The 19,952-nt window shown below is 67.4% G+C and carries 20 protein-coding genes; 9 read left to right on the plus strand and 11 right to left on the minus strand.

Translation table 11 applies throughout. The features are described from left to right. The first annotated feature begins 11 nt into the window (after window positions 1-11). The gene (locus PFY01_RS14045) at window positions 12-290 is read left to right on the plus strand and encodes a DUF1294 domain-containing protein (protein WP_271041741.1); all 279 of its coding nucleotides are present in this window, start codon (window positions 12-14) and stop codon (window positions 288-290) included. On the opposite strand, the gene PFY01_RS14050 is transcribed toward PFY01_RS14045, so the two are convergent. Further along, window positions 280-1,578 carry a dicarboxylate/amino acid:cation symporter gene (locus PFY01_RS14050; protein WP_271041742.1) on the minus strand — a complete coding sequence of 433 codons (1,299 nt, stop codon included), beginning with the start codon at window positions 1,576-1,578 and terminating at the stop codon, window positions 280-282. The two genes, PFY01_RS14045 and PFY01_RS14050, sit on opposite strands and share 11 nt — an antisense overlap. Before the next feature lie 128 nt (window positions 1,579-1,706). Here PFY01_RS14050 and PFY01_RS14055 point away from each other — a divergent pair, with 128 nt between their 5' ends. From PFY01_RS14055 to PFY01_RS14075, 5 genes are all read left to right on the plus strand, one after another. Further along, window positions 1,707-1,907, plus strand: coding sequence for a cysteine protease (locus tag PFY01_RS14055; protein WP_271041743.1), 201 nt, complete (start codon window positions 1,707-1,709; stop codon window positions 1,905-1,907). Window positions 1,908-1,977: 70 nt separating this feature from the next. Then, window positions 1,978-2,643 (plus strand): glutathione S-transferase family protein, encoded by a 666-nt coding sequence (locus PFY01_RS14060; protein ID WP_271041744.1) that lies wholly within the window; start codon window positions 1,978-1,980, stop codon window positions 2,641-2,643. 54 nt (window positions 2,644-2,697) lie between these two features. Then, window positions 2,698-2,898, plus strand: a complete 201-nt coding sequence (locus tag PFY01_RS14065) for a hypothetical protein (protein ID WP_055806048.1) — start codon at window positions 2,698-2,700, stop codon at window positions 2,896-2,898. Between the two features lie 147 nt (window positions 2,899-3,045). Continuing rightward, window positions 3,046-3,519, plus strand: a complete 474-nt coding sequence (greA, locus tag PFY01_RS14070; protein ID WP_055752933.1) for a transcription elongation factor GreA — start codon at window positions 3,046-3,048, stop codon at window positions 3,517-3,519. Window positions 3,520-3,524: 5 nt separating this feature from the next. After that, a complete protein-coding gene (locus PFY01_RS14075; protein WP_271041745.1) occupies window positions 3,525-4,520 on the plus strand; it encodes a mitochondrial fission ELM1 family protein in 996 nt (331 codons plus the stop codon). Between the two features lie 123 nt (window positions 4,521-4,643). On the opposite strand, the gene PFY01_RS14080 is transcribed toward PFY01_RS14075, so the two are convergent. Then, the gene (locus PFY01_RS14080; protein WP_271041746.1) at window positions 4,644-4,934 is read right to left on the minus strand and encodes a hypothetical protein; all 291 of its coding nucleotides are present in this window, start codon (window positions 4,932-4,934) and stop codon (window positions 4,644-4,646) included. Between the two features lie 68 nt (window positions 4,935-5,002). On the opposite strand from PFY01_RS14080, the gene trxB reads away from it, so the two are divergent. After that, window positions 5,003-6,010, plus strand: coding sequence for a thioredoxin-disulfide reductase (gene trxB / locus PFY01_RS14085; RefSeq protein ID WP_271041747.1), 1,008 nt, complete (start codon window positions 5,003-5,005; stop codon window positions 6,008-6,010). A 16-nt stretch (window positions 6,011-6,026) separates the two neighbouring features. Here trxB and PFY01_RS14090 read toward each other — a convergent pair whose 3' ends face one another. From PFY01_RS14090 to PFY01_RS14105, 4 genes are all read right to left on the minus strand, one after another. Continuing rightward, window positions 6,027-6,986 carry an aldo/keto reductase gene (locus PFY01_RS14090; protein ID WP_333780221.1) on the minus strand — a complete coding sequence of 320 codons (960 nt, stop codon included), beginning with the start codon at window positions 6,984-6,986 and terminating at the stop codon, window positions 6,027-6,029. Window positions 6,987-7,056: 70 nt separating this feature from the next. Next, window positions 7,057-7,464: a response regulator gene (locus PFY01_RS14095; RefSeq protein WP_271041748.1), complete on the minus strand. Its 408-nt coding sequence runs from the start codon at window positions 7,462-7,464 to the stop codon at window positions 7,057-7,059. A 63-nt stretch (window positions 7,465-7,527) separates the two neighbouring features. Then, the gene (locus PFY01_RS14100) at window positions 7,528-9,465 is read right to left on the minus strand and encodes a PAS domain-containing protein (RefSeq protein WP_271041749.1); all 1,938 of its coding nucleotides are present in this window, start codon (window positions 9,463-9,465) and stop codon (window positions 7,528-7,530) included. A gap of 79 nt (window positions 9,466-9,544) precedes the next feature. After that, window positions 9,545-10,726, minus strand: a complete 1,182-nt coding sequence (locus PFY01_RS14105) for a cell wall hydrolase (protein ID WP_271041750.1) — start codon at window positions 10,724-10,726, stop codon at window positions 9,545-9,547. Between the two features lie 235 nt (window positions 10,727-10,961). Between PFY01_RS14105 and PFY01_RS14110 the strand changes: the two genes are divergently transcribed. Next, window positions 10,962-14,201, plus strand: a complete 3,240-nt coding sequence (locus PFY01_RS14110) for a PAS domain S-box protein (RefSeq protein ID WP_271041751.1) — start codon at window positions 10,962-10,964, stop codon at window positions 14,199-14,201. A gap of 78 nt (window positions 14,202-14,279) precedes the next feature. Here the strand turns inward: PFY01_RS14110 and PFY01_RS14115 are convergent, their stop codons facing one another. Then, entirely contained in the window at window positions 14,280-14,636 is a 357-nt protein-coding gene (locus PFY01_RS14115; protein ID WP_055752926.1) for a DUF6481 family protein, read from the minus strand. A gap of 246 nt (window positions 14,637-14,882) precedes the next feature. Further along, window positions 14,883-15,068, minus strand: a complete 186-nt coding sequence (locus PFY01_RS14120) for a hypothetical protein (RefSeq protein WP_055806925.1) — start codon at window positions 15,066-15,068, stop codon at window positions 14,883-14,885. 511 nt (window positions 15,069-15,579) lie between these two features. On the opposite strand from PFY01_RS14120, the gene PFY01_RS14125 reads away from it, so the two are divergent. Continuing rightward, window positions 15,580-16,641 carry a cell wall hydrolase gene (locus PFY01_RS14125; protein WP_271041752.1) on the plus strand — a complete coding sequence of 354 codons (1,062 nt, stop codon included), beginning with the start codon at window positions 15,580-15,582 and terminating at the stop codon, window positions 16,639-16,641. Between the two features lie 21 nt (window positions 16,642-16,662). On the opposite strand, the gene nadC is transcribed toward PFY01_RS14125, so the two are convergent. The 3 genes from nadC to PFY01_RS14140 are packed head-to-tail and all read right to left on the minus strand — an operon-like array spanning window position 16,663 to window position 19,900. Next, entirely contained in the window at window positions 16,663-17,520 is an 858-nt protein-coding gene (nadC, locus tag PFY01_RS14130) for a carboxylating nicotinate-nucleotide diphosphorylase (RefSeq protein ID WP_271041753.1), read from the minus strand. Next, a complete protein-coding gene (locus PFY01_RS14135) occupies window positions 17,517-19,031 on the minus strand; it encodes an L-aspartate oxidase (protein ID WP_271041754.1) in 1,515 nt (504 codons plus the stop codon). Before PFY01_RS14135 ends, nadC begins: the two co-directional genes overlap by 4 nt. Next, a complete protein-coding gene (locus tag PFY01_RS14140; protein ID WP_271041755.1) occupies window positions 19,028-19,900 on the minus strand; it encodes a metalloprotease in 873 nt (290 codons plus the stop codon). The genes PFY01_RS14135 and PFY01_RS14140 overlap by 4 nt, the downstream gene beginning before the upstream one ends. Window positions 19,901-19,952 lie beyond the last annotated feature (52 nt).

The raw sequence follows: 19,952 nt of genomic DNA on the forward strand, positions 1-19,952 counted from the left end.
GAGCCACGCCGATGTCCAATCTCGACCTCGCCCTGATCGCCATCCTGTGCGGCGAAGTCTTGGGATTTCTCGCCTTCGCCAGGGACAAGCAGCGCGCCAAGGCCGGCCTGTGGCGGACTCCGGAATCCACGTTGTTGCTGCTCGGCCTGATCGGCGGGCTGGGCGCCTGGATGGGTCAGCACATCTTACGCCACAAGACCCGCAAGGAGCCGTTCAGGACGCAGTTCGGCCTGGTCGTCCTGCTTAATCTAATCCTGCTGGCGGGCGGCGCCGCCTGGGTCATTCTGTAGCGCGATCGTCCTCGCCCGCTCCATCTTCGCCCGCCACGATCCGGGTCGCGGCCAGGTCGGCGGTGACATTGCCGACGGTGCGGAAGATGTCGGGGATGACCTCGACCGCCAGCAGCAGCGGCAGCACGCCAAGCGGCAGGCCCATGGCCAGGCAGATGGGGCCGATGGCGGCGAAGAAGCTGACCTGGCCCGGCAGGCCGACCGAGGCGATGGACACGGCGATGGCTGTCAGTCCGCCGGCGATCAGTACGCCGAGGCCTAGCTCCACCCCGTGCAATTGCGCCACGTAGAGGCAGACCGCCAGGTTGGCGACCGGGCTTGTGATGCGGAAAACCGCCACCGCCAGCGGCAGCACCAGACCTGCCGACGTCTGCGGCACGCCCAGCCAGTCGCGCGCGCGCTCGATCATGACCGGCAGGCTGGCCAGCGACGACTGGGTCGAGACGGCGACGACCTGGGCCGGGGCCACGGCGCGCGCGAAACGAACCAGCGAAATCCGCCCCCACACAATCGCCACGACATAGATGATCAGGATCAGCCCCATCTGGCTCAGGCAGACGATGGCGACGTAGTGGGCCAGCGTCCCCGCCACCCCCAGGCCCGCACGCAAACCCACGCCCAGCGCCAGGGCGAACACCCCGAACGGCGCGGCCAGCAGCACCCAGTGGACGATGACCACCATGGTCTCGGCCACCGCCTCGAAGAAGCCGGCCAGAGGTCGCCGCAGCTCGGCCTTGATCCGTGTCGCGGCGAAGCCGAAGGCGACGGCGAAGACCACCACCGCCAGCACCCCGTCGTCGGACGCCGCCTTGATGACATTGGCCGGCGCCAGACTGGCCAGGAAGGCGCGCAGGCCGTCGGTGCGCGCCGCCTCGCCCACGGTCGCCAGCGATTCGGCGCTGACGCCCGCCAGCAGGCCACGCCCCGCCTCCGGATCGATCGGCCAGACCGCCAGCAGGCCCAGGCCCGCAAGGATCGCATAGATCGTCGCCCCGACCAGCAGCACCGCGAACACCACCAGCGACCGCACCGCGATCCGGCCCGTCGCCGCCGCATCGGCGATGGAGACGATGCCGGTCACCAGCAGGCTGAACACCAGGGGAATGACGGTCATGCGCAGGGCGTTCAGCCACACCTGGCCCAGGCTCTCGACCACGCCCAAGGCGCCGGTCAGCCAGGCGGCCTGCGACCCTTGCGCCAGGGCGCCGACGACGACGCCGGCGACCAGGGCGGCGATGACGAAAAAGCTCAGAGAGGTGAAGAAGGCGGCGATGCGGGATTGGCTCATGCCCTAGCGCTAGCACCGCTCGGCGCGTCGCGCGCGCCAAACCTTCTGTGGGTCGCTGACAGTTCATGTCGTCGCAGGGCGAACCCCGATCACGCACGGCGCGTTGGGACGACGAAAGGAACTCAATCATGTCCCGTCTGAACAAACTCGTCCCGTTGATCGGCAGCCTGCTGCTCTCCAAGGGCGGCCGCCGCGTCGCCGGTCGTCACGCCGGCAAACTGGCTCTGGCGACCCTGGCCTATGAGGTCTGGCGCGACCGCCGCGAAGGCGCCAAGCCCAAGGTCGCGCCGCAACCCCGCGGACGCTGGAGCGGCCGCCGCCCGCGTTGAGGCCGCAATCGCCGCTCGACTTCTGGGGCGGCGTTGCGAATAGTCACGCCTCGCCGCCCGGAGCCGACCCATGATCAAAGTCCACCATCTGAACGACAGCCGCTCGCAACGCGTCCTGTGGCTACTCGAAGAGCTGGGCCTGGACTATGAGGTCGTGCGCTATGAACGAAACCCCGGAAACCGGCTGGCGCCCCCCGAACTGCTGGCGATCCACCCGCTGGGCAAGTCGCCGGTCATCGAGGACGGCGCGGTCAAGGTCGCAGAGACCGGGGCCATCGTCGAATATCTGCTCGATACCTATGGTCAGGGCCGGCTGCGTCCGGCGGCGGGAACCGAGGACGGCCGTCGTTTCACCTATTGGCTGCACTATGCCGAGGGGTCGGCCATGCCCCCTTTGCTGCTGAAGCTAGTGTTCAGCATGCTCCCACGCCGTGCGCCGGCCCTGCTGAAGCCGATCGTCAATGGCGTCGCCAACAAGGCGATCACCAGTTTCGTCGACCCGCAACTGCGCACCCATGTCGTCTTCTGGGAGGACGAACTGGGCCGCTCGGAATGGTTCGCGGGCGATCAGTTCACCGCCGCCGACATCATGATGAGCTTTCCAGTCGAGGCCGGCGCCGACCGCGCCTTCAATGCCGAGACCAAACCTCATCTGAAGGCCTTCTTGAACCGCATCCACGCGCGGCCTGCCTATCAACGCGCGCTCGAACGCGGCGGTCCCTACAGCTACGCGTGATCGGATCGTGATCGCGGCGGCGCAACCCGCCGTGGTCGAGGGCGTTAAGGTCTCATGCGCCTTCAAACCATTCAGATCGTCGCCGGATTGGCTGCGGCCGTCGCCTTCGTCCTCGCCTTCATGGCGGCAGGAGCCGCCCTGATTTCCGGCCTGTTCATGCTCGCCGGCCTCGCCGCCGTCGGTTGGCTGGCCTATAGCCTCATAAAGGGCGTCCTGCGCCGCGACCACAAGCCCGAACCGCCGGCCCGCGCTTGAGCGGTCAACCGGCGCGGGCATCGCGCTCTTGAATTCCTGAGCGAGAAACCCTAGTCTTGATGCCCGGCCGCGCCCGCCCCGCGGCCTTTTGTGTGCTTATCTCGCGTCTTTCCAGTCTCCGGGCGAACCAGAAAAATCACGACACAAATGGAAAAAGTGCCGATGACGGGCGAGGGCTACCGTGCCCTCGACGATCAACTGAAGCAATTGAAGTCGGTCGAAAGGCCGAGCGTGATCGCCGCCATTTCCGAGGCGCGTGAGCACGGCGATCTGTCCGAAAACGCTGAATACCATGCCGCCAAGGAGCGTCAGGGCTGGATCGAAGGCCAGATCGCCGAGATCGAGGACAAGATCAGCCGCGCCCAGGTCATCGACGTGTCCAAACTGTCGGGCAGCCAGGTCAAGTTCGGCGCCACGGTCACCGTGGTGGACGAAGACACCGAGGAAGAGGCCACCTATCAGATCGTCGGCGAACACGAAGCCGATGTGAAGAAGGGCAAGATCTCGATCGCCTCGCCGATCGCGCGCGCCATGATTTCCAAGGAAGTCGGCGACGTCGTGGAGGTCAACACCCCCGGCGGCGTGAAGGCCTACGAGATCCTCAAGGTCGAGTGGAAGTAACAGTGATGGCGGGGGCAGCGTCCGCGCGCCCCCTCTCGCCCAATCCTTTGGCCATCTGGGTCGTCTCCGACGGCCGCGCTGGCATAGAGAATCAGGCGCTGGGTCTCGCCGAGGCCGTTCAGCGCCTGACCCTGGCCGAAATCACGATCAAACATATCCGCTGGCGGCCGATCTTCGACCGCCTGCCGTCGGCGTTGAAGACCCCGGCTATGCTGGCGTCCGCGCCGCTGACCGGCCCCTGGCCCGACCTATGGATCGCCACGGGTCGTGCGACCCTGCCGCTGTCGACCCGCGTCAAGGCCTGGAGCGGCGGCAAGACCTTCGTCGTCCAAACCCAGGATCCACGCTGGGCCAACGATCGCTACGATCTGATCGTCGCGCCCGCCCATGACGGTCTGTCGGGCGACAATGTCTTTGAAATCACCGGCTCACCCCATCGCATCACGCCGCAGCGGATCGCCGAGGCCGCGCCCGCCTTCGCCGACCGGATCGCCCCCCTGCCTCATCCGCGCGTCGCCGTGCTGATCGGCGGCAAGTCCAAGGCTTTCGACCTGACCGAGGCCCATGCGGCGGACCTGGCCGACCAGATCGCGGACGCCGTGCGAGCATCTGGCGGCGCACTGATGCTGACCTTCTCACGTCGCACGCCCGATGCGGCCAAGGCCGTCATGACCGCTCGCCTGTCGGATCTGCCGGGCTGGATCTGGGACGGGGCAGGCGACAACCCCCTGTTCGGCTTCATGCATTTCGCCGACCACATCCTGGTGACCGAGGACAGCGCCAACATGGCCGCCGAGGCCGCCTCGACCGGCAAGCCGGTCCACGTCCTGCCGATGATCCCGCTGAAGGCCGGCGACAAGTTCGCTCGCCTGTACGACGACCTGCAATCGCGCGGCGCAACCCGTCCGTTCGACGGCGCGCTGGACGGCTGGACTTACGACCCGCTGGCCGAAACCGACCGCGCCGCGCGCGCCGTTCTGGAAGCGTTGCAGACCCGATAGCGAGACCCACCTCCGTTCCTGACGCCGTCACGCCCTATGGTGACGGCCGTCATCAGGAGGCTTCTTCAGAACAGTTCGCAAAAATCTGCACAAAAGTGCACTAAAAGATATTGGAGTGGCCTTTCAGTCGCCGCCACCCCCGCCGCCGCCGTCACAGCCGCTGTCCCCGCTGCAGCCCGAGCCGCTGGGCTGGGACGTATCCGATGACGGCATGACGGCGCCGCCGTCCGATCCGCCGCCCTTTTTGGCCTTCATGTTCGCCGCCCCCATCAGGGCCACGCCGAACCCTGACCCCATGGCGGTGCCCAGGGCCAGACCCAAGGCGACGTTGTCCAATGCGACGCCCAGCGCCACTCCGATCGACAGGCCCATGCCGATCCCGATCGGCAGGAAGGCCACGCTCTTGTTCGTCATCCCCATCTCCCTTGTGGTCCGATGAGACTAGCATCGCGCAAACGGGAATCACCGCCTAAATAGGGGCCATGACCCAAGCTCGTACCGTTCGCGTCGCCATCATCGGTTCCGGCCCCGCCGGCTGGACCGCCGCCATCTACGCCGCCCGCGCCTCGCTGAACCCCGTCGTCATCGCTGGCATCCAGCCAGGTGGCCAGCTGACCATCACCACCGACGTCGAGAACTATCCCGGCTTCGCCGACACCATCCAGGGCCCCTGGCTGATGGAGCAGATGCAGGCCCAGGCCCTGCATGTCGGGACCGAAGTCATCCACGACATCGTGGTCTCCGCCGACCTGTCGCAACGCCCGTTCCGCCTGACGCTGGACAGCGGCGAAGAGATGCTGGCCGAGACGGTCATCATCTCCACGGGCGCCCAGGCCAAATGGCTGGGGCTGGAGAGCGAGGCCGCCTATCAGGGCTTTGGCGTCTCGGCCTGCGCCACCTGCGACGGCTTCTTCTATCGCGGCAAGGAAGTCGTGGTCGTCGGCGGCGGCAACACCGCCGTCGAAGAGGCGCTGTTCCTGACCAACTTCGCCTCCAAGGTCACGGTCGTTCACCGCCGCGACGAGTTCCGCGCCGAGAAGATCCTGCAGGACCGGCTGTTCGCACACCCCAAGGTCGAAGTTATCTGGAACTCGGCGATCGAGGAGATCGTCGGCGTCGTGGACGGCATGGCCAAGAACGTGACCGGCGTTCGGCTCAAGAACGTCCAGGACGGCTCGACCCGGGAAATCCCCGCCGACGGCGTCTTCATCGCCATCGGCCACGCCCCGTCGTCGGAACTGTTCAAGGGTCAGTTGGAGACAAACGCCGGCGGCTATCTGCGGGTCAAGCCCGGCACCGCCTCGACCGAGATCGAAGGCGTCTGGGCCGCTGGCGACGTGACCGACGACGTCTATCGCCAGGCCGTCACCGCCGCCGGCATGGGCTGCATGGCCGCCCTGGAAGTCAGCCGCTTCCTCGCCGAAGAGGACCACGCCAAGGCCCACAACCCCATCAGCCATGCCGAGGCGGAGAAGATCGGGGTCTGGTGACCCCGATCCTGCGCGATCAGTAGGCCGAGGCCTGCGTCAGTTCAGCCAGATCCTCGTCCGACAGCGTCAGAGTCGCCGCCTTCAGCGTGTCGGCCAGTTGGTCGGTCGAGGTGGCGCTGACAATCGGGGCCGTCACGCCCGGCTGGGCCAGCAGCCAGGCCAGGGCGACCTGGGCGGAGGTGGCCTCATTCTTCTGGGCCACGGCGTCCAGAACCGCTAGGATACGCACGCCGCGCTCGTCGAACTTGTCCTTCAGCATCCCCTCGCGCTTGGTCCCGGCGATCTGATCGACGGTCTTGTATTTGCCGGTCAGGAAGCCGCTCTCCAGGCTGAAATAGGTGATGACGCCCAGCCCCTTCTTGACGGCCAGCTCCTGCAACCCGCCCTCGAAGGTGTCGCGGCTGTAGAGGTTGTAGTGCGGCTGGATCGTCGCATAGGCGGCCAAGCCCTCTCGGTCGGAGATCGCCAGGGCCTCGGAGACCTGTTCGGCCGAGTGGTTCGACGTGCCGATGGCCCGCACCTTGCCGGCTTGCACCAGCTCATCCAGCGCGCGCAGCGTCTCCTCCTGCGGCGTCTTCGGGTCGGGCCAGTGGGTCTGATACAGGTCGATATAGTCGGTCTGGAGCCGGCGCAGCGACGCCTCGACCGCCGTCTCGATCCAGGCCGGCGACAGGTCGTTGTGACCCTGCCCCATGTCCGATCCGACCTTGGTCAGGATTTTGACGTCGTCGCGCCGGCCGCGCGCCTTCAGCCACTTGCCGATGATCGTCTCGCTTTCGCCGCCAGAGTGGCCCGGAACCCAGCGCGAATAGGCGTCGGCGGTGTCGATGGCGTCGAACCCGGCCTCGACGAACCCATCCAACAGGGCGAAGGAGGTCGCCTCATCGGCCGTCCAGCCGAAGACGTTGCCGCCGAACACCAGGGGGGCGATGTCCAGGCCGCTGGAGCCGAGCTTGCGTTTGGTCAGGGTCGTCATGGGGAGGTCTCCTTGTAGGGAGGCCTCGACATATGCCGCATGGCGGCGACCGCAACCGCCTAGGCGGTGGTCAGGCGAAGAGTTGAAGACCCGGGGGCGCGTAATCGACCGGCTGCCCCTGGCGACGACGCAGGGCGTAATCCACAGCCGTTTGGACCGCATGTTCGTCTGTCGGTTTGGACAAGACGCCGATGGTGCCGGCGACGCCGTCGCGCACCATGCCGGGGTTCGCCGTCATGAACAGGACGGAGACGCCCATGTCCTGGCCCAGTTCGCGACCCAGGTTGATCCCTGTAGGACCATCGGAAAGGTGGATATCGACCAGCGCCAGATCAACGTCTTTCTCGCTCACCAGATCGCGCGCGGCCTGTGCGGTCGCGGCGACGCCCAGAACCTCGTGACCGAGGTCCTCAAGGACGAACCTAAGCTCCATCGCAACGAGAGCTTCGTCTTCGATGATGAGGATACGCGCAGTCATGGGTTCAATCAGTGCTCGGGAGCGTACGTAACGTCAGTGTGAGGCATTAGTTTCAATAGAGAACTAATTTGTATGTCCGCCCGCCGCTCGGCGTCGGGACAGAGCCGTAGCGGGCAGGTCCACGATGACCTGAAGCCCTTCTGGCCGCCATTCGCGCGACAAACGCCCGCCGAGCTGTCCCTCGACCGAGAGGCTGGCAAGGGATGAGCCGAAGCCGGTGCGTTGCGGCATGCCCTGGACGACCGGACCGCCCGCTTCCGACCAGGTCAGGACGAAGCGGTCCTCCTGCCGTTCCGTCGTCAGGGTGACCACGCCGCCACGCTCGGAAAGCGCGCCATATTTGGCGGCGTTGGTCGCCAGTTCGTGGAACAGCAGCGCCACGGAGGTCGCCGCCTGATCGTCGAAGACGGCGTCCTCGCCCTGAATGACAACGCGCGCCCCACCCGTCTCGTCCGCATAGGCCTTGAACAGGTCGGACAGGAAGGAATGCAGGGTTGTCGCCCCGATCGTGGTCTTGGACGTCTCGGTGTGCGGCCGCACGAACTCATGCGCCCGGGCCAAGGCGGCGATGCGCGTGCGCAGCGAGGCCGAAAACGCCTTGGCCTCCGGATACTGGCGCGCCGACAGGGCGACCAGGGCGGTGACGACGGCGAAGATGTTCTTGATCCGGTGGCTCAGCTCCTGGCTGACCAGCTCGCGGCCTTGCTCTAGCCGCTTCAACTCATCGATATCGGTGAGGGTGCCGAACCAGCGGGTGATCTCGCCCGCCTCGTCGCGGATCGCCACCGCGCGGCCCAGGGTCCAACGATAGACGCCGCTGTGATGCTTCAGCCGATATTCGATCTCATAGGGCTCGCCGGTTTCCAGCGAGTTGCGCCACACGGTCCACGCTCGATCGCGGTCGTCGGCATGGAACATGTCGTTCCAGCCCTCGCCGTCCGTCGAGCCCAGAGGCACGCCCGTGAATTCGTACCAGCGCGCATTGTAGTAGTCGTGAAAACCGTCCGGCAGGGTGGACCACACCATCTGCGGCATGGCGTCAGCCAACACCCGAAACCGACTCTCGCTTTCGCTCAGGGCCACGGCGGTTTCGGCGAGGTCCGTCTCGATGGTCTTGCGTTCGGTGATGTCCACCGCGACGCCGGGGAAGCGGATCGGCTTGCCCTCCGCGTCGAAATAGACCTGACCGCGCGCCAGAATCCAACGCACGTCATCGCCTTGGCCCAAACGATATTCGCTGACGAAGGCACCGTCGTCCGTCATGGCCCGGTCGATCTCGTCGGTGACGCGTTGGGCGTCGTCGGGATGGACGCTGGAGGTGAAAACCTCGATGGCCGCGCCCTCGCGCGCCGCTTCGGGATCCACGCCATACATCCGCGCAAAGCGTTCGTCGGCGATCACGCGGTTCTCAGGAATGTCCCAGTCCCAGGCCCCGACATAGGCTGAGGCCTCCATCGCCAACCGCGCGGTGCGGTGGCTGAGGTCCCGGTCCAACAAGGCGCGACGCAGCTCCAGTTGCGTCATCACCTGTTGCGCCAGGGTCTTGAGCGCCATCAGCTGAAGCTCGGTCAGACCTTGCGGGCGCGGCGTGTCGTCCAGCACGCACAGGGCGCCCAGCGGCACGCCGTCAGGCGTCCTCAGCGGATAGCCGGCATAGAAGCGGATGTGCGGCGCGTCCGTCACCAGGTCATTGTCGATGAAGCGGTCATCCTGCATCGCGTTGGGGATGACCATGACGTCGTCGCCCAGCATCGCGTGGGCGCAGAACGACAGCGGGCGCGGCGTTTCGCGCACTCCCAGACCGACCTCGGACTTGAACCACTGACGCTGGGAATCGACCAGACTGACGGCGGCCATCGGCGCTTCACAGATGCGCGCGGCGAGCGACGCCAGATCATCGAACGACCCTTCGGGCGTCGTATCCAGTACGCCGTAGCTTGTCAGGGCCTTCAGACGGTCGGCTTCGTCCCACCTCGGACAATCGACTTCGGGGTGGGTCAAGCAGGCGTCCTCGCTGGGCCGGTCAGGTCCGGCCATCGACATCAATGCTCGGAGTGGCGAAGCGTTGCAATGCAGGATGTCAGTTCGCGGGGCGACCGACTTCCTCCACGTCCATCGTTGTGACGCCTGTGGGCGCTGGGGCGGCGGGTTTGGTCGACGATGCTGGCCGCTCCAGAACGTTCAGGCGCGCGTTGATGGCCGCAACCTCGTCACGCGTTGGAAGGCGCCGACCGCCCAGGCTGACCACGCCGACGACCCGCTGCTGACCATCGATCTCGACCGTCTTCAACGGCGCGTCTTTCAGCGGAGCGTCGGGATCGGCGCCGCCGGTTGCAGAGCCGGCCGCGATCGTCATACGGGGACGCGAAAAACGCGCCTCGTCGATCGCCGGCTCGCGCCCATTGTAGGTTTTGCGGAAGGCGGCCGTTTCGCCATAGACGCCCTTCCAGCGATAGAAGATGTGCGCGCCGATTTGCGTCACCTTGGCCACCGTCGGCGCCCACCAGGGATGCACATAGTCGGCGTGATAGTGTGTGGCGGTCCCCACCTCCTGAGCCACGGCGCCGTTCAGCGCACGCTCCGCCACCTTGCGCGCCCGCTCCCAAGCCCAGCCGACCGGCGCCTGGCCCAGCGAGCCGTCGCAGGTGAAGCTGAACTGACAGCCGGTGACGCGTTCGGCGCCCTCGAACACCACGCCGCAGACGGTGTTGCCGTAGTTCGGATCGCGCACGCGGTTCAAGACCACCTGCGCCACGCCCGCCTGGCCGTTGTCCGGCTCAAGCGCCGCCTCGTAATAGACCGCCTGAGTCAGGCAGCGCAAAGCCCGCCTGCGATCCTCGGCGCTGCCCTTGAACACGAACGGCAACGCGGGACGCAATGCGCCGGACGCGGGCGCCATGGCCGCGTTCAGACGTTGGGCCTCAAGGCCGCTCTTGCCCGATTCCAGACCTGGCTTGCCGGCCAGCGTCAAGCTCTCCCAGCCCGGCGTCAGTCCGTAGAGAGCCGGCTGCAGAAGGTTGGGATCATGCCGCATGGCGACGGCCAGCTGCGACGCCGTCAATCGCCCCTTGATCGCGGCCAACCCGCCCGCGCCGAGGTCGCCGCCGGTGATGCGCGAGACAGCCTCTGCCGTCCGATCCATATCGGGTCGCACGCTGGACCCCGCCGCCATGGCGACGCCCAGCACCGCGCCGGCCGCGGGCAAGGCCGCCGCCGAACGCCGCAGCGCCTTCCACATCGTCTTCCAGGGCAACCGGGTCATTCAGGGTCCAATAGTCGCGATCGGCGCACCGGCCTTTCGCTGAGATCGCGCGTCTAGTCCGACTTATAGGCCATTTTCCGGCGTCACGACGACCGCCGTTATCAAACCCCCTGCGCGTCAGGGGTGGTCGCTCCAAACGCAAGGTGTAAAACTATGTTCCAGCGGAGCAAACGCGTCGCTGGTGGGGCGAACCGACGATATGAGCGCAGGCGGATCGAAACGGCGGATCGCGGTCATGGATCGCTGGCTGATCGGCCTGGCGCGCTTGTCGACGGCCTCGCCGACGCATCGCCTTTTGATCGGGATCGGCATCGCTCTCGCGGGTCTGGCGATCCGGGCGGCGGCGTCGCCGCTGTATGGCGAGGTGACCGGCTTCACCATCCTGTTGCCGGCGGTGACCCTGGCCGCTCTGGCGGCCGGCTGGACCGGAGCTTTGACGGCGCTGGCGGTGTGCACCGGCGGCGGCTGGGCGATCGTCGCGCTGACGGCCACCGGACGGGATGGCGTGCTTGACGCCATCGGTGGTGCGGCGACCTGGAATTTCGTTCTCGTCGGCCTGTTCATCGCGGCGGTGGGGGCGTCGCTCCGCAAGGCCCTGTCGCGGCTGAGTGAAAGCGAGACCCGGTTCCGCGAACTCGCCGATACCGCCCCCTCGCCGATCTGGCTGCTGGACGCCAAGGGCGAGTTCGAGTTCGTCAACGCCGCCGTCTTCACCCTGCACGGGCTGGACATCGAGGCGGTGCGCGAAGGCGGCTGGAAGACGGCCGTTCACCCCGACGATCTGGAGACCGTAAAGGCGGCCGAGAAGGCCGGTGCCGCTGATCGCAAGCCGTTCCAGATGGAGGCGCGCGTTCGGGGGCAGGACGGCGTCTGGCGCTGGATGCGGGCCGTCGTGCGGCCGCGCTTCGACGGCCAAGGCGTCTTCGTGGGCTATGCCGGCATTTCCTTCGACGTGACTGAAACCCGCGAGGCGCTGGATGCGGCGGCGCGCGCCGCGCGACGTCAGGCGTTCCTGCTGGACCTCAGCGACCGGCTCCGCGACCTGACCGATCCTGAAGACATCATGGCCGACGTGGAGAGCACGCTCGGCGCCCTGCTGGATGTTGAGCGGGTGGGCTATGGCGAGGTGGATCAGTCGGCGGGCGTCGTGTCCATGAGCCGCGATTGGACCGCCGGCGTCGAGAGCGCTCAGGGTCAGTTCAGCCTGAACGCCTTTGGCGAAGGTCTAATCTCGGATTTGAACGAAGGCCGCACCATCCAGATTTCAGATGTGCGCGAGGACCCTCGCACGGCGGCGGTCGCCGACGCCTTCGACGCCATCCAGACCCGTGCCCTGGTGCGCGCGCCGCTGATCCGGACCGGACGTTTGCGCGCGTTTCTCTATGTCCATTCGGCGACGCCGCGCGACTGGACCGAGGCTGAGGTCAGCCTTGTCGAAGAAGTCGCGGCGCGCACCTGGGCCGAGGTCGAGCGCGCCCGCGCGGAAAACGAGACCCGTGAGAGCGAACAGCGGTTCCGCGCCATCGCCGACACCGCGCCGGTGCTGATCTGGGTCACCAAACAGGATCGCACACGCGCCTTCGTGAACCGCGCCTATGTCGATTTCCACGGATCGGACTATCAGACCGTCCTCAACCTGGATTGGCGCAGCGCGCTGCATCCCGAGGATCAGGCGCGCGTCCTGGCGGAATCGATTAACGGGGAAGCGACGCGCGAGCCCTTTTCGATGGAGGCGCGCTATCGCCGTCACGACGGCGAATGGCGCTGGCTGAAGTCCTTCTCCCGTCCCCGTCTGGCCGGTCAGGAGGTTGTCGGCTTCGTGGGCGTGGCGTTCGACGTGACGGACATGCGCACGGCTCAGGCGCGCCTAGAGGAATCCGAGAACCGCTTCCGCACCGTCGCCGACAGCGCGCCCGCCCTGATCTGGATGAGCGACGATGCCGCCCAGATGGTGTTCGCCAACAGGCGCTACCGCACCTTCTTCGGCGTCGAGGCGGACGCGCATCTGCCCGATAGCTGGCGACGCCTGATCCACCCGGACGACGAAGGGGTGTTCGCCGCCGCCTTCATGCGCGCCTTCGAGGCCCGGGATCGATTCGAGGCGCTGACGCGGATCAACCACCCGACGCTCGGTCCGCGCTGGTTGCGAACCGAAGGCGTGCCGCGCTTTGACGCCTCGGGCCTTTTCCAAGGCTATGTTGGCGCCTGTCTAGATGTGACCGACGCCAAGCGGGCCGAAGACGACCTCAAACGCATCAATGAACTGCTGGAAGAAAGGGTTGACGAGGCCCTGATCGAAAAGGCCCAGGCCGAGGCGCAACTGGTCCATGCTCAGCGGATGGAGGCGGTCGGGCGGCTGACCGGCGGGGTCGCACACGACTTCAACAATCTGCTGACCGTGGTGATCGGGGCCCTAGACATCATCCTGCGCAGCGAGGATGCAGCCAAGCGCAAGAAGCTGGGCGAGGCGGCGTTGGCGGCGGCGCGACGGGGCGAGAGCCTGACGCATCAGTTGCTGGCCTTTTCGCGTCGTCAGGCTCTGCGGCCCGAGCCGATCGATCTCAACGCCCTGATCCGCGAGAGTGAACCGCTACTGCGCCGGGCCGTCGGCGAGGCCGTGGACTTCAAGGTCAAGCTGAAACGCGGCGGCGCGCCCGCCAATGTCGATCCGGCCCAGTTCGAAGCCGCGCTGCTGAACCTGATCGTGAATGCGCGCGACGCCCTGGGCGATGTGACCGGGGCCAAGGGCCGCCAAGCCCGCATCACCGTGCAGACGCGGGCCTGCACGGTCGAGGCCGGACAGATCGCAGAGCTGGCGGCCGGCGACTATGTCTGCGTCAGCGTCGCCGACAATGGCGAAGGCATGTCGCCGGACATCCGCGACCGGGTGTTCGAACCCTTCTTCACCACCAAGGGCGTCGGCAAAGGGACGGGCCTGGGGCTGAGCCAGGTTTATGGGTTCGCGCGCCAATCGGGCGGCGGCGTCCAGATCATCTCCGAGCCGGGACGCGGGGCCGAGATCTGCATCTTCCTGCCGCCGCTGTCGGCGGAAGACGCCGCGATGACGTCCAGTCTGGTCGCCGCCGATGGCGCCCCCTTGGTCGAGGGCGGGCGGATGTTGCTGGTGGAGGACGACGCCGGCGTCGCCGCCATCGCGCTCGAAATCCTGGAAGGTTTCGGGCTGGAGGTCGACTGGGCCGAGACGGGCGACGATGCGCTGAAGTTCCTTCAGGCCGACGACTTCGATCTGATGCTGACCGACGTTGTGATGCCCGGCGGCATGAGCGGCATCGATTTGGCGCGCGAGGCGGCGGCGCGCTGGCCGGATCTGCGGATCGCCCTGACCTCGGGCTACGTCGGCGAGGACGTGGATGCGGTGCTGGCCGACACGGTCTGGCCGCTGCTGCGCAAACCCTATTCGTCGGACCAGTTGCGCGCCCTGCTGGAACGCCTCAGCGCCGCGACGACGAACTAACGAAGCAGAACCCGACGGCCAAAGAAAAACGCGCCGCAGCGATGCGGCGCGTCGATCTGTTTGGAGCCGCAGCTGGATTTAGCGGCGGGCCTTGCGGGCGGCGTAACGCGCGTCGCGCTTGGCCTTCTGCTCTTCCTTGGTTAGCTGCTTGCGCGCCTTGCGGTCGGCGCGCTTTTCCGCGTCGATCTCTTCCTGGGCGGCGAGTTCGGCGGCCAGACGCGCGGCTTCCTTTTCAGCCTTTTCACGACGCTGCTCGGCCTTGGCTAGTTCGTGCTGCTGACGCAGAGCTTCCTTTTCGGCGGCGCGCTTTTCAGCCAGACGCTCGAACTCGGGATCGGGCGCGGCGGCCTTGGGCTTGAATTTGGCGAGCAGGGCCTTCTTGGCCTCTTGCTGGGCGGTAATGCGGTCGGAGAATCCGGTCTTCAGATCTTTCATGCGAAAGCGTCAGGGTTCCTTGTGAGCGACCAGGGCGGTCGTCGGGGGTCAGGCTGCGCCACGCACGGCCCGAAGCGGGGCGCACAAAGCCGATAAGCGCGCGAAAATCAAGGTTCGCAGCCCGCAAATCGGCCTGATGCGTCATTTGAAGCGTCGCGGCGGCGTGGCCGCAACACTTCGATCAGATAGGCGCGGCAGCCCTGATCGCAAGCGCGGCGATAAGAGCGTGCGTCGACCGAGGTGGTCTTAGTTCGGCTTTTGCGCTTGGCCGACAGCCGTCCCGGCTGCGCCGCCCACGGCAGCGCCGACCGGGCCACCGACGACCGCGCCGGCGATAGCGCCGCTGGCGGCCTTCTGTTCGATGGTCGCGCCGCAGGCGGACAGGGCGAGCGCAGCCGCAGCGGCTGCGGTCAGGGTGATCATTTTAGTCATGGGCTTCTCTCCAAAGGCCACGCTTGAACGCGAACGCGGCATAGCGGTTCCTGCCTTGGGGTCTAGTTTCGCCGACAACCACCGCCACAATTCTAAACAGCTTTGTTCGCTCCATTTAGTTTGCTGCGATGCAGCATATCTAGACATAACAAGTTCAACAGTTGATGGATACGGTATTCGGCCTGTAGATTTATCCAGTTTTGCCGTTTTGCAGCCACACGGGTCGCCGCGACTGAAAAATACCTACCGAATCCGATGCGTTAACCATCGGATTGCGAATCGAACACATTGAGGCCATAAAAGGCTGGCTAAAGGCCCGTCCTCGACGCCCGGGCCACTGAGCCGAGCGCCGGAATTTGCAGGCTGGACCGCGACCGCAATGGGTCGCCTCGCCGGCAAGACTACCCCGGGGGCCGCGTTTCTCGCCCTGCTGAACAGGACTACCTCGTTGTCGCATTCCTCGCAGACGCGCGCCATTTTGCGCGCCGATCGTGTGGCCAAGATCAAGCCCATGACGGCTGCTGCAGCCTTTGGCGGTCTGTTGGGACTGGCGATCGGATGCGCCTATCTGGGCGGCACGACGGCGCGCGCGACGACGCTGCGCGCCCAGGCCGAACGGATTCAAGGCGCCACCGCCGCCGGTTTCACGGAAGAAGCCCTTGCCGCCGCCGCCGGCGGCCTCGACGCCAGCGCCCTGACCATTGCGCGTCGTCATGATCCCTACACCAGCGCGGGCTCGGCCCAGCGCGATCGCCAGGCCGAACTGCTGGCCGCCCGTCTCGAACAACTCCGTGCGCCCGGCGATCCCAACCTTCGCCGCGCCAGCCTAACCGCACCGACCGCCGCGCCCGCCTTCCGCGTGGCCAACGCCCTGGACGCCAGCCGCGATCTCGATTGCCTGACCCAGGCCGTCTATTATGAAGCCCGCGGCGAAGGCGCCGACGGCATGAAGGCCGTGGCCCAGGTCGTCCTGAACCGCGTGCGCCACCCCGCTTTCCCCAAGACGGTCTGCGGCGTCGTCTTCCAGGGCGCGGCGCGCAGCACCGGTTGCCAGTTCTCCTTCACCTGCTCCGGGGCGATGCGCGGCCGCGTCAACCAGGCTGCCTGGAACCGCGCCAGGACCGTGGCCTCGAACGCCATGTCGGGGTCGGTCTTCTCGCGCGTCGGCAATGCGACCCACTTCCACACCACCGCCGTGACGCCGGGTTGGCGTTCGTCGCTGGTGCAGGTCAGCCAGGTCGGCAGCCATCTGTTCTATCGCTTCGGCGGCCGCTCAAGCACCGGCGGGACGTTCACCTACGCTGCACGCCGCGCGGCGCCGGCGGACCAGCCGCGCCTGATCCAGGCCGGCCTCAACCCGGTCGAAACCGCGCGTCAGGCCGGACAGGCGGTCGCCTATTCGATGGTGCTGGCGCAGGAAGGTCGCGCCCTGCCCGCGCCGGCGGCCCAGTCGACGACGTCTTCGCCTGCCGCCACGCGCGCCGCTGCGGCCCAACCGGCTTCGCGCCCTGCGCGGGCGAACGAAACCTCGGCCAAGACCGACGTCGCCGAAACGGCTTCCAGCCCCGCCTGATCGGCGGAGGCCTGGAGGCCGTCAGAGCGCGTCCAGGCCGATATCCAGAACCGGCGCCGAATGGGTCAGGGCGCCAACCGAGATGACGTCCACCCCCGTCTCGGCGATGCCGCGCACGGTTGTCAGATCGACCCCGCCCGAGGCCTCAAGAACGATCCGCCCTGCGACGCGCGCCACGGCGGCGCGCAGGTCGTCGAGGCTGAAGTTGTCCAGCATGATGACATCGGGCGCCGCGCCCTCGTCGATCAGGGCCAATACGGCGTCCAGCTGATCCAGCCCATCGACCTCGACCTCGACCTTCATCAGATGCGGGGCGAAGGCTTTGGCCCGCCGTACCGCCTCGGCGACCCCGCCGCAGACGGCGACGTGGTTGTCCTTGATCAAGATGGCGTCATCCAGGCCGAAGCGATGGTTGATCCCGCCACCGCAGGCCACGGCGTGCTTCTCCAGCGCGCGCAGCCCCGGCGTAGTCTTGCGCGTATCCGCGATCCGCGCCTTGGTCCCGGCGACGGCCTCGACATAGGTGCGCGTTAAAGTCGCCACGCCGCTGAGCCGTCCGACAAGATTAAGCGCCGTCCGCTCGGCCGAGAGGAAGGCGCGCGCGTCAGCCTCGACAACAGCTAGCATGGCGCCCGCGTCAAAGGCGTCGCCGTCCCTCAGCCGCAAATCGACCGAGGCCTTGGGGTCCATGGCCAGCACGGCCAAGCGCACGCAGTCGATGCCGGCCAGCACGCCGGGTTTCCTGGCCGCAAAGGCCGCCTTCATCCGCGCACCCTCAGGGATGCAGGCCATGGCGGTCACATCGCCCGCCCGTCCCAGGTCCTCGGCCAGCGCCAGCCGCACGACAGGCTCGATCAGGACTTCTGGAAGTCGTCTCATTCCGCCGCCTCCAGCGCCGCCGGGTATGGGATCCGCACTCGCGTATGCACCGCCGCCCCATCCGTTTGCGAATACTCCGACCGGTAGTGCCCGCCCCTGCTCTCGCGCCGGTCCAGCGCCGCCTGGGCAATGAGCCTCGCCGCCAACAGGACGGCCGCCGGCCCGTGCTGGCTCTGCAGCCGGTCAATCAGGGAGATGAGGGTCTGTAGTCCCTCCGCATCACGCACCACACCCGCATGCGCCGTCATGGCGGTCCGCAGTTCGGCCATCGCCGCATCCGGCAGGTCAGGCGAGATATCAGCCGCCAACGCGGGGCCGCCGCCGACTTCCTGGGCCGCCGACCGGCCCGCGCGCCGACCGAAGGCCGCCGCTTCCAGCAGAGAGTTGGACGCCAGCCGGTTGGCGCCGTGAACGCCGGTCGCCGCGCACTCCCCGACCGCATAAAGGCCCGCAACCGTCGTGCGTCCGTCCGCATCGGCGGTGATCCCGCCCATGTGATAGTGGCAGGCTGCCATCACCGGGATCGGGCTGACGCGCGGGTCTAGCCCGGCGCGCATACAGGCGGCGAAGACGGCGGGAAACGCGTGCGGAAACTTGTCCCCGATCGCTGCCCGCGCATCCAGAAAGGCCCCTCGCCCGTCGGCGCGCGCCGCATGGACCGCCCGCGCCACCACGTCGCGCGGTTTCAGATCGGCGTCGTCCGCCTCGCCCAATAGAAAGCGCCCCTGACCATCGATCAGTCGCGCGCCCTCGCCCCGCAAAGCCTCGGTCGCCAGCGGCGCGGGGTCCAGTCCCACGTCGATAGCCGTGGGGTGGAATTGTACGAACTCGGGATCGAGGATTTCCGCGCCGGCGCGCGCGGCAAGGGCCATCCCCTCGCCCTTCAACGCCGCCGGGGTCGTGGTCGCTGCGAACAGACCGCCCGCCCCGCCCGTGGCCAACACCACCGCCGTCGCCGTGATCTCGACCTGGTGGTCGCCGCGCACGACCACCGCCCCGACCACTCGGCCGTCGGCGTCCTGCGACAGGGCCTTCAGCCGCGCGTCGTCCCAGACCTCGATCAACTTCTCGGCTCGCACCGCTGCAACCACGGCAGACAGGATAGCCCGGCCTGCGCCGTCGCCGCCGACCCGGGCCACGCGGGGAACGGAATGGGCCGCCTCCAGGCTGACGACGAAGCCGCCGTCCGCATCCCGGTCGAACGGCGCGCCCAGGGCCGCCAGCCACTCGACCGTCTCGCGCCCGGCGTCGGTCAGGGCGCGCGCCGCGACCGGCTCGACCAGACCCGCGCCCGCCGCCTCGGTATCCCTGGCGTGCAATGCGGCCGAGTCCTGCCCTGTCAGCGCCGCCGCCATCCCGCCCTGCGCCCAGGCGGACGAACAGGCGTTCAGCAAGGGCTCAGGCGTCACGACCAGCACCTTCGCGCCGGCCTTGGCCGCCTCAAGCGCAGCCGAAAGCCCCGCCAGGCCCGCCCCGACGATCAGAGGTCCGTCATGCCGCGTTCGGTTCATCGTCCAAAGCCCAAATAGTTGAGGCCCAACTGCACCGCGCCGGCCGGATCGCCCGCGGTCATCGGCATCAGGGCGCCGACGGCCGCCGCCGCGCACACCGCCAGGGTCAGCAGATAGAGCGCCAGGCTCTTGCCCGCCTCGGACCAGCTCAGCGTGCCCCAGGCCGCACGCCAGACGCCGCGCCGCAGATGCTGAAACAACGCCAAGCCTAGGAAAACTGCCAGGATTGGACGACCAGTCGAAATCCCCCACCAGACCACCGCCACGCCGATGAGCAGCAGCACGATCTGCTCCAGACGCGGATGCACACGCGTCAGCACCGGGCCTAAAGCCTTGGACCCATCCAGAGGCGGGGCCGGCACGAGGTTCACCAGATTGAGCATGGCGATGAAGAAGGCGCCCATCAGCCATTCGTCCTGCCCCAGAACCATCCAGACCGCGACGAAGGGGATCATCGCCAGCAGGCCGAACGCCGGTCCGGCCAGCGACACCAGAACCCCGTCCCACTCGCTCTTCGGCTCCCGCCGCGCCTTGGCCAGACCGCCCAGGAACGGGATGATATAGATGCGGGCCGGCCCCATGCCGAGCTTGTTCGTGGCCAGGGCGTGGCCCGCCTCGTGGACGAACAGGCCGATCAGCACCGCGCCCGCCACGATGGCGCTGCCCGTGATCCACCACAGGAAGCCGCCCATCAGCGCCGTGGACAGCATCGCCCAGACCAGGCTCTGGTCCTTCTCGACCGGCGCTTGGGCTGCGGGCGCCGGCGCAGTCTCACGCGCCGATGTCGTGTCGGGCTTGGCGTCCCACGGTCCCGGCGTGCGGCCCAGAGTACGGTCAGGCGTCTGATCTGTGGTGTCTGTGTTGCTCATGGCGTCCAGATGGGCGCGGACGACCGCCCCGTCGCCGGGACCGATCGCCGCG

It is taken from the genome of Brevundimonas vesicularis (assembly GCF_027886425.1).
GTDB classification, from domain to species: Bacteria; Pseudomonadota; Alphaproteobacteria; order Caulobacterales; family Caulobacteraceae; genus Brevundimonas; species Brevundimonas vesicularis_C.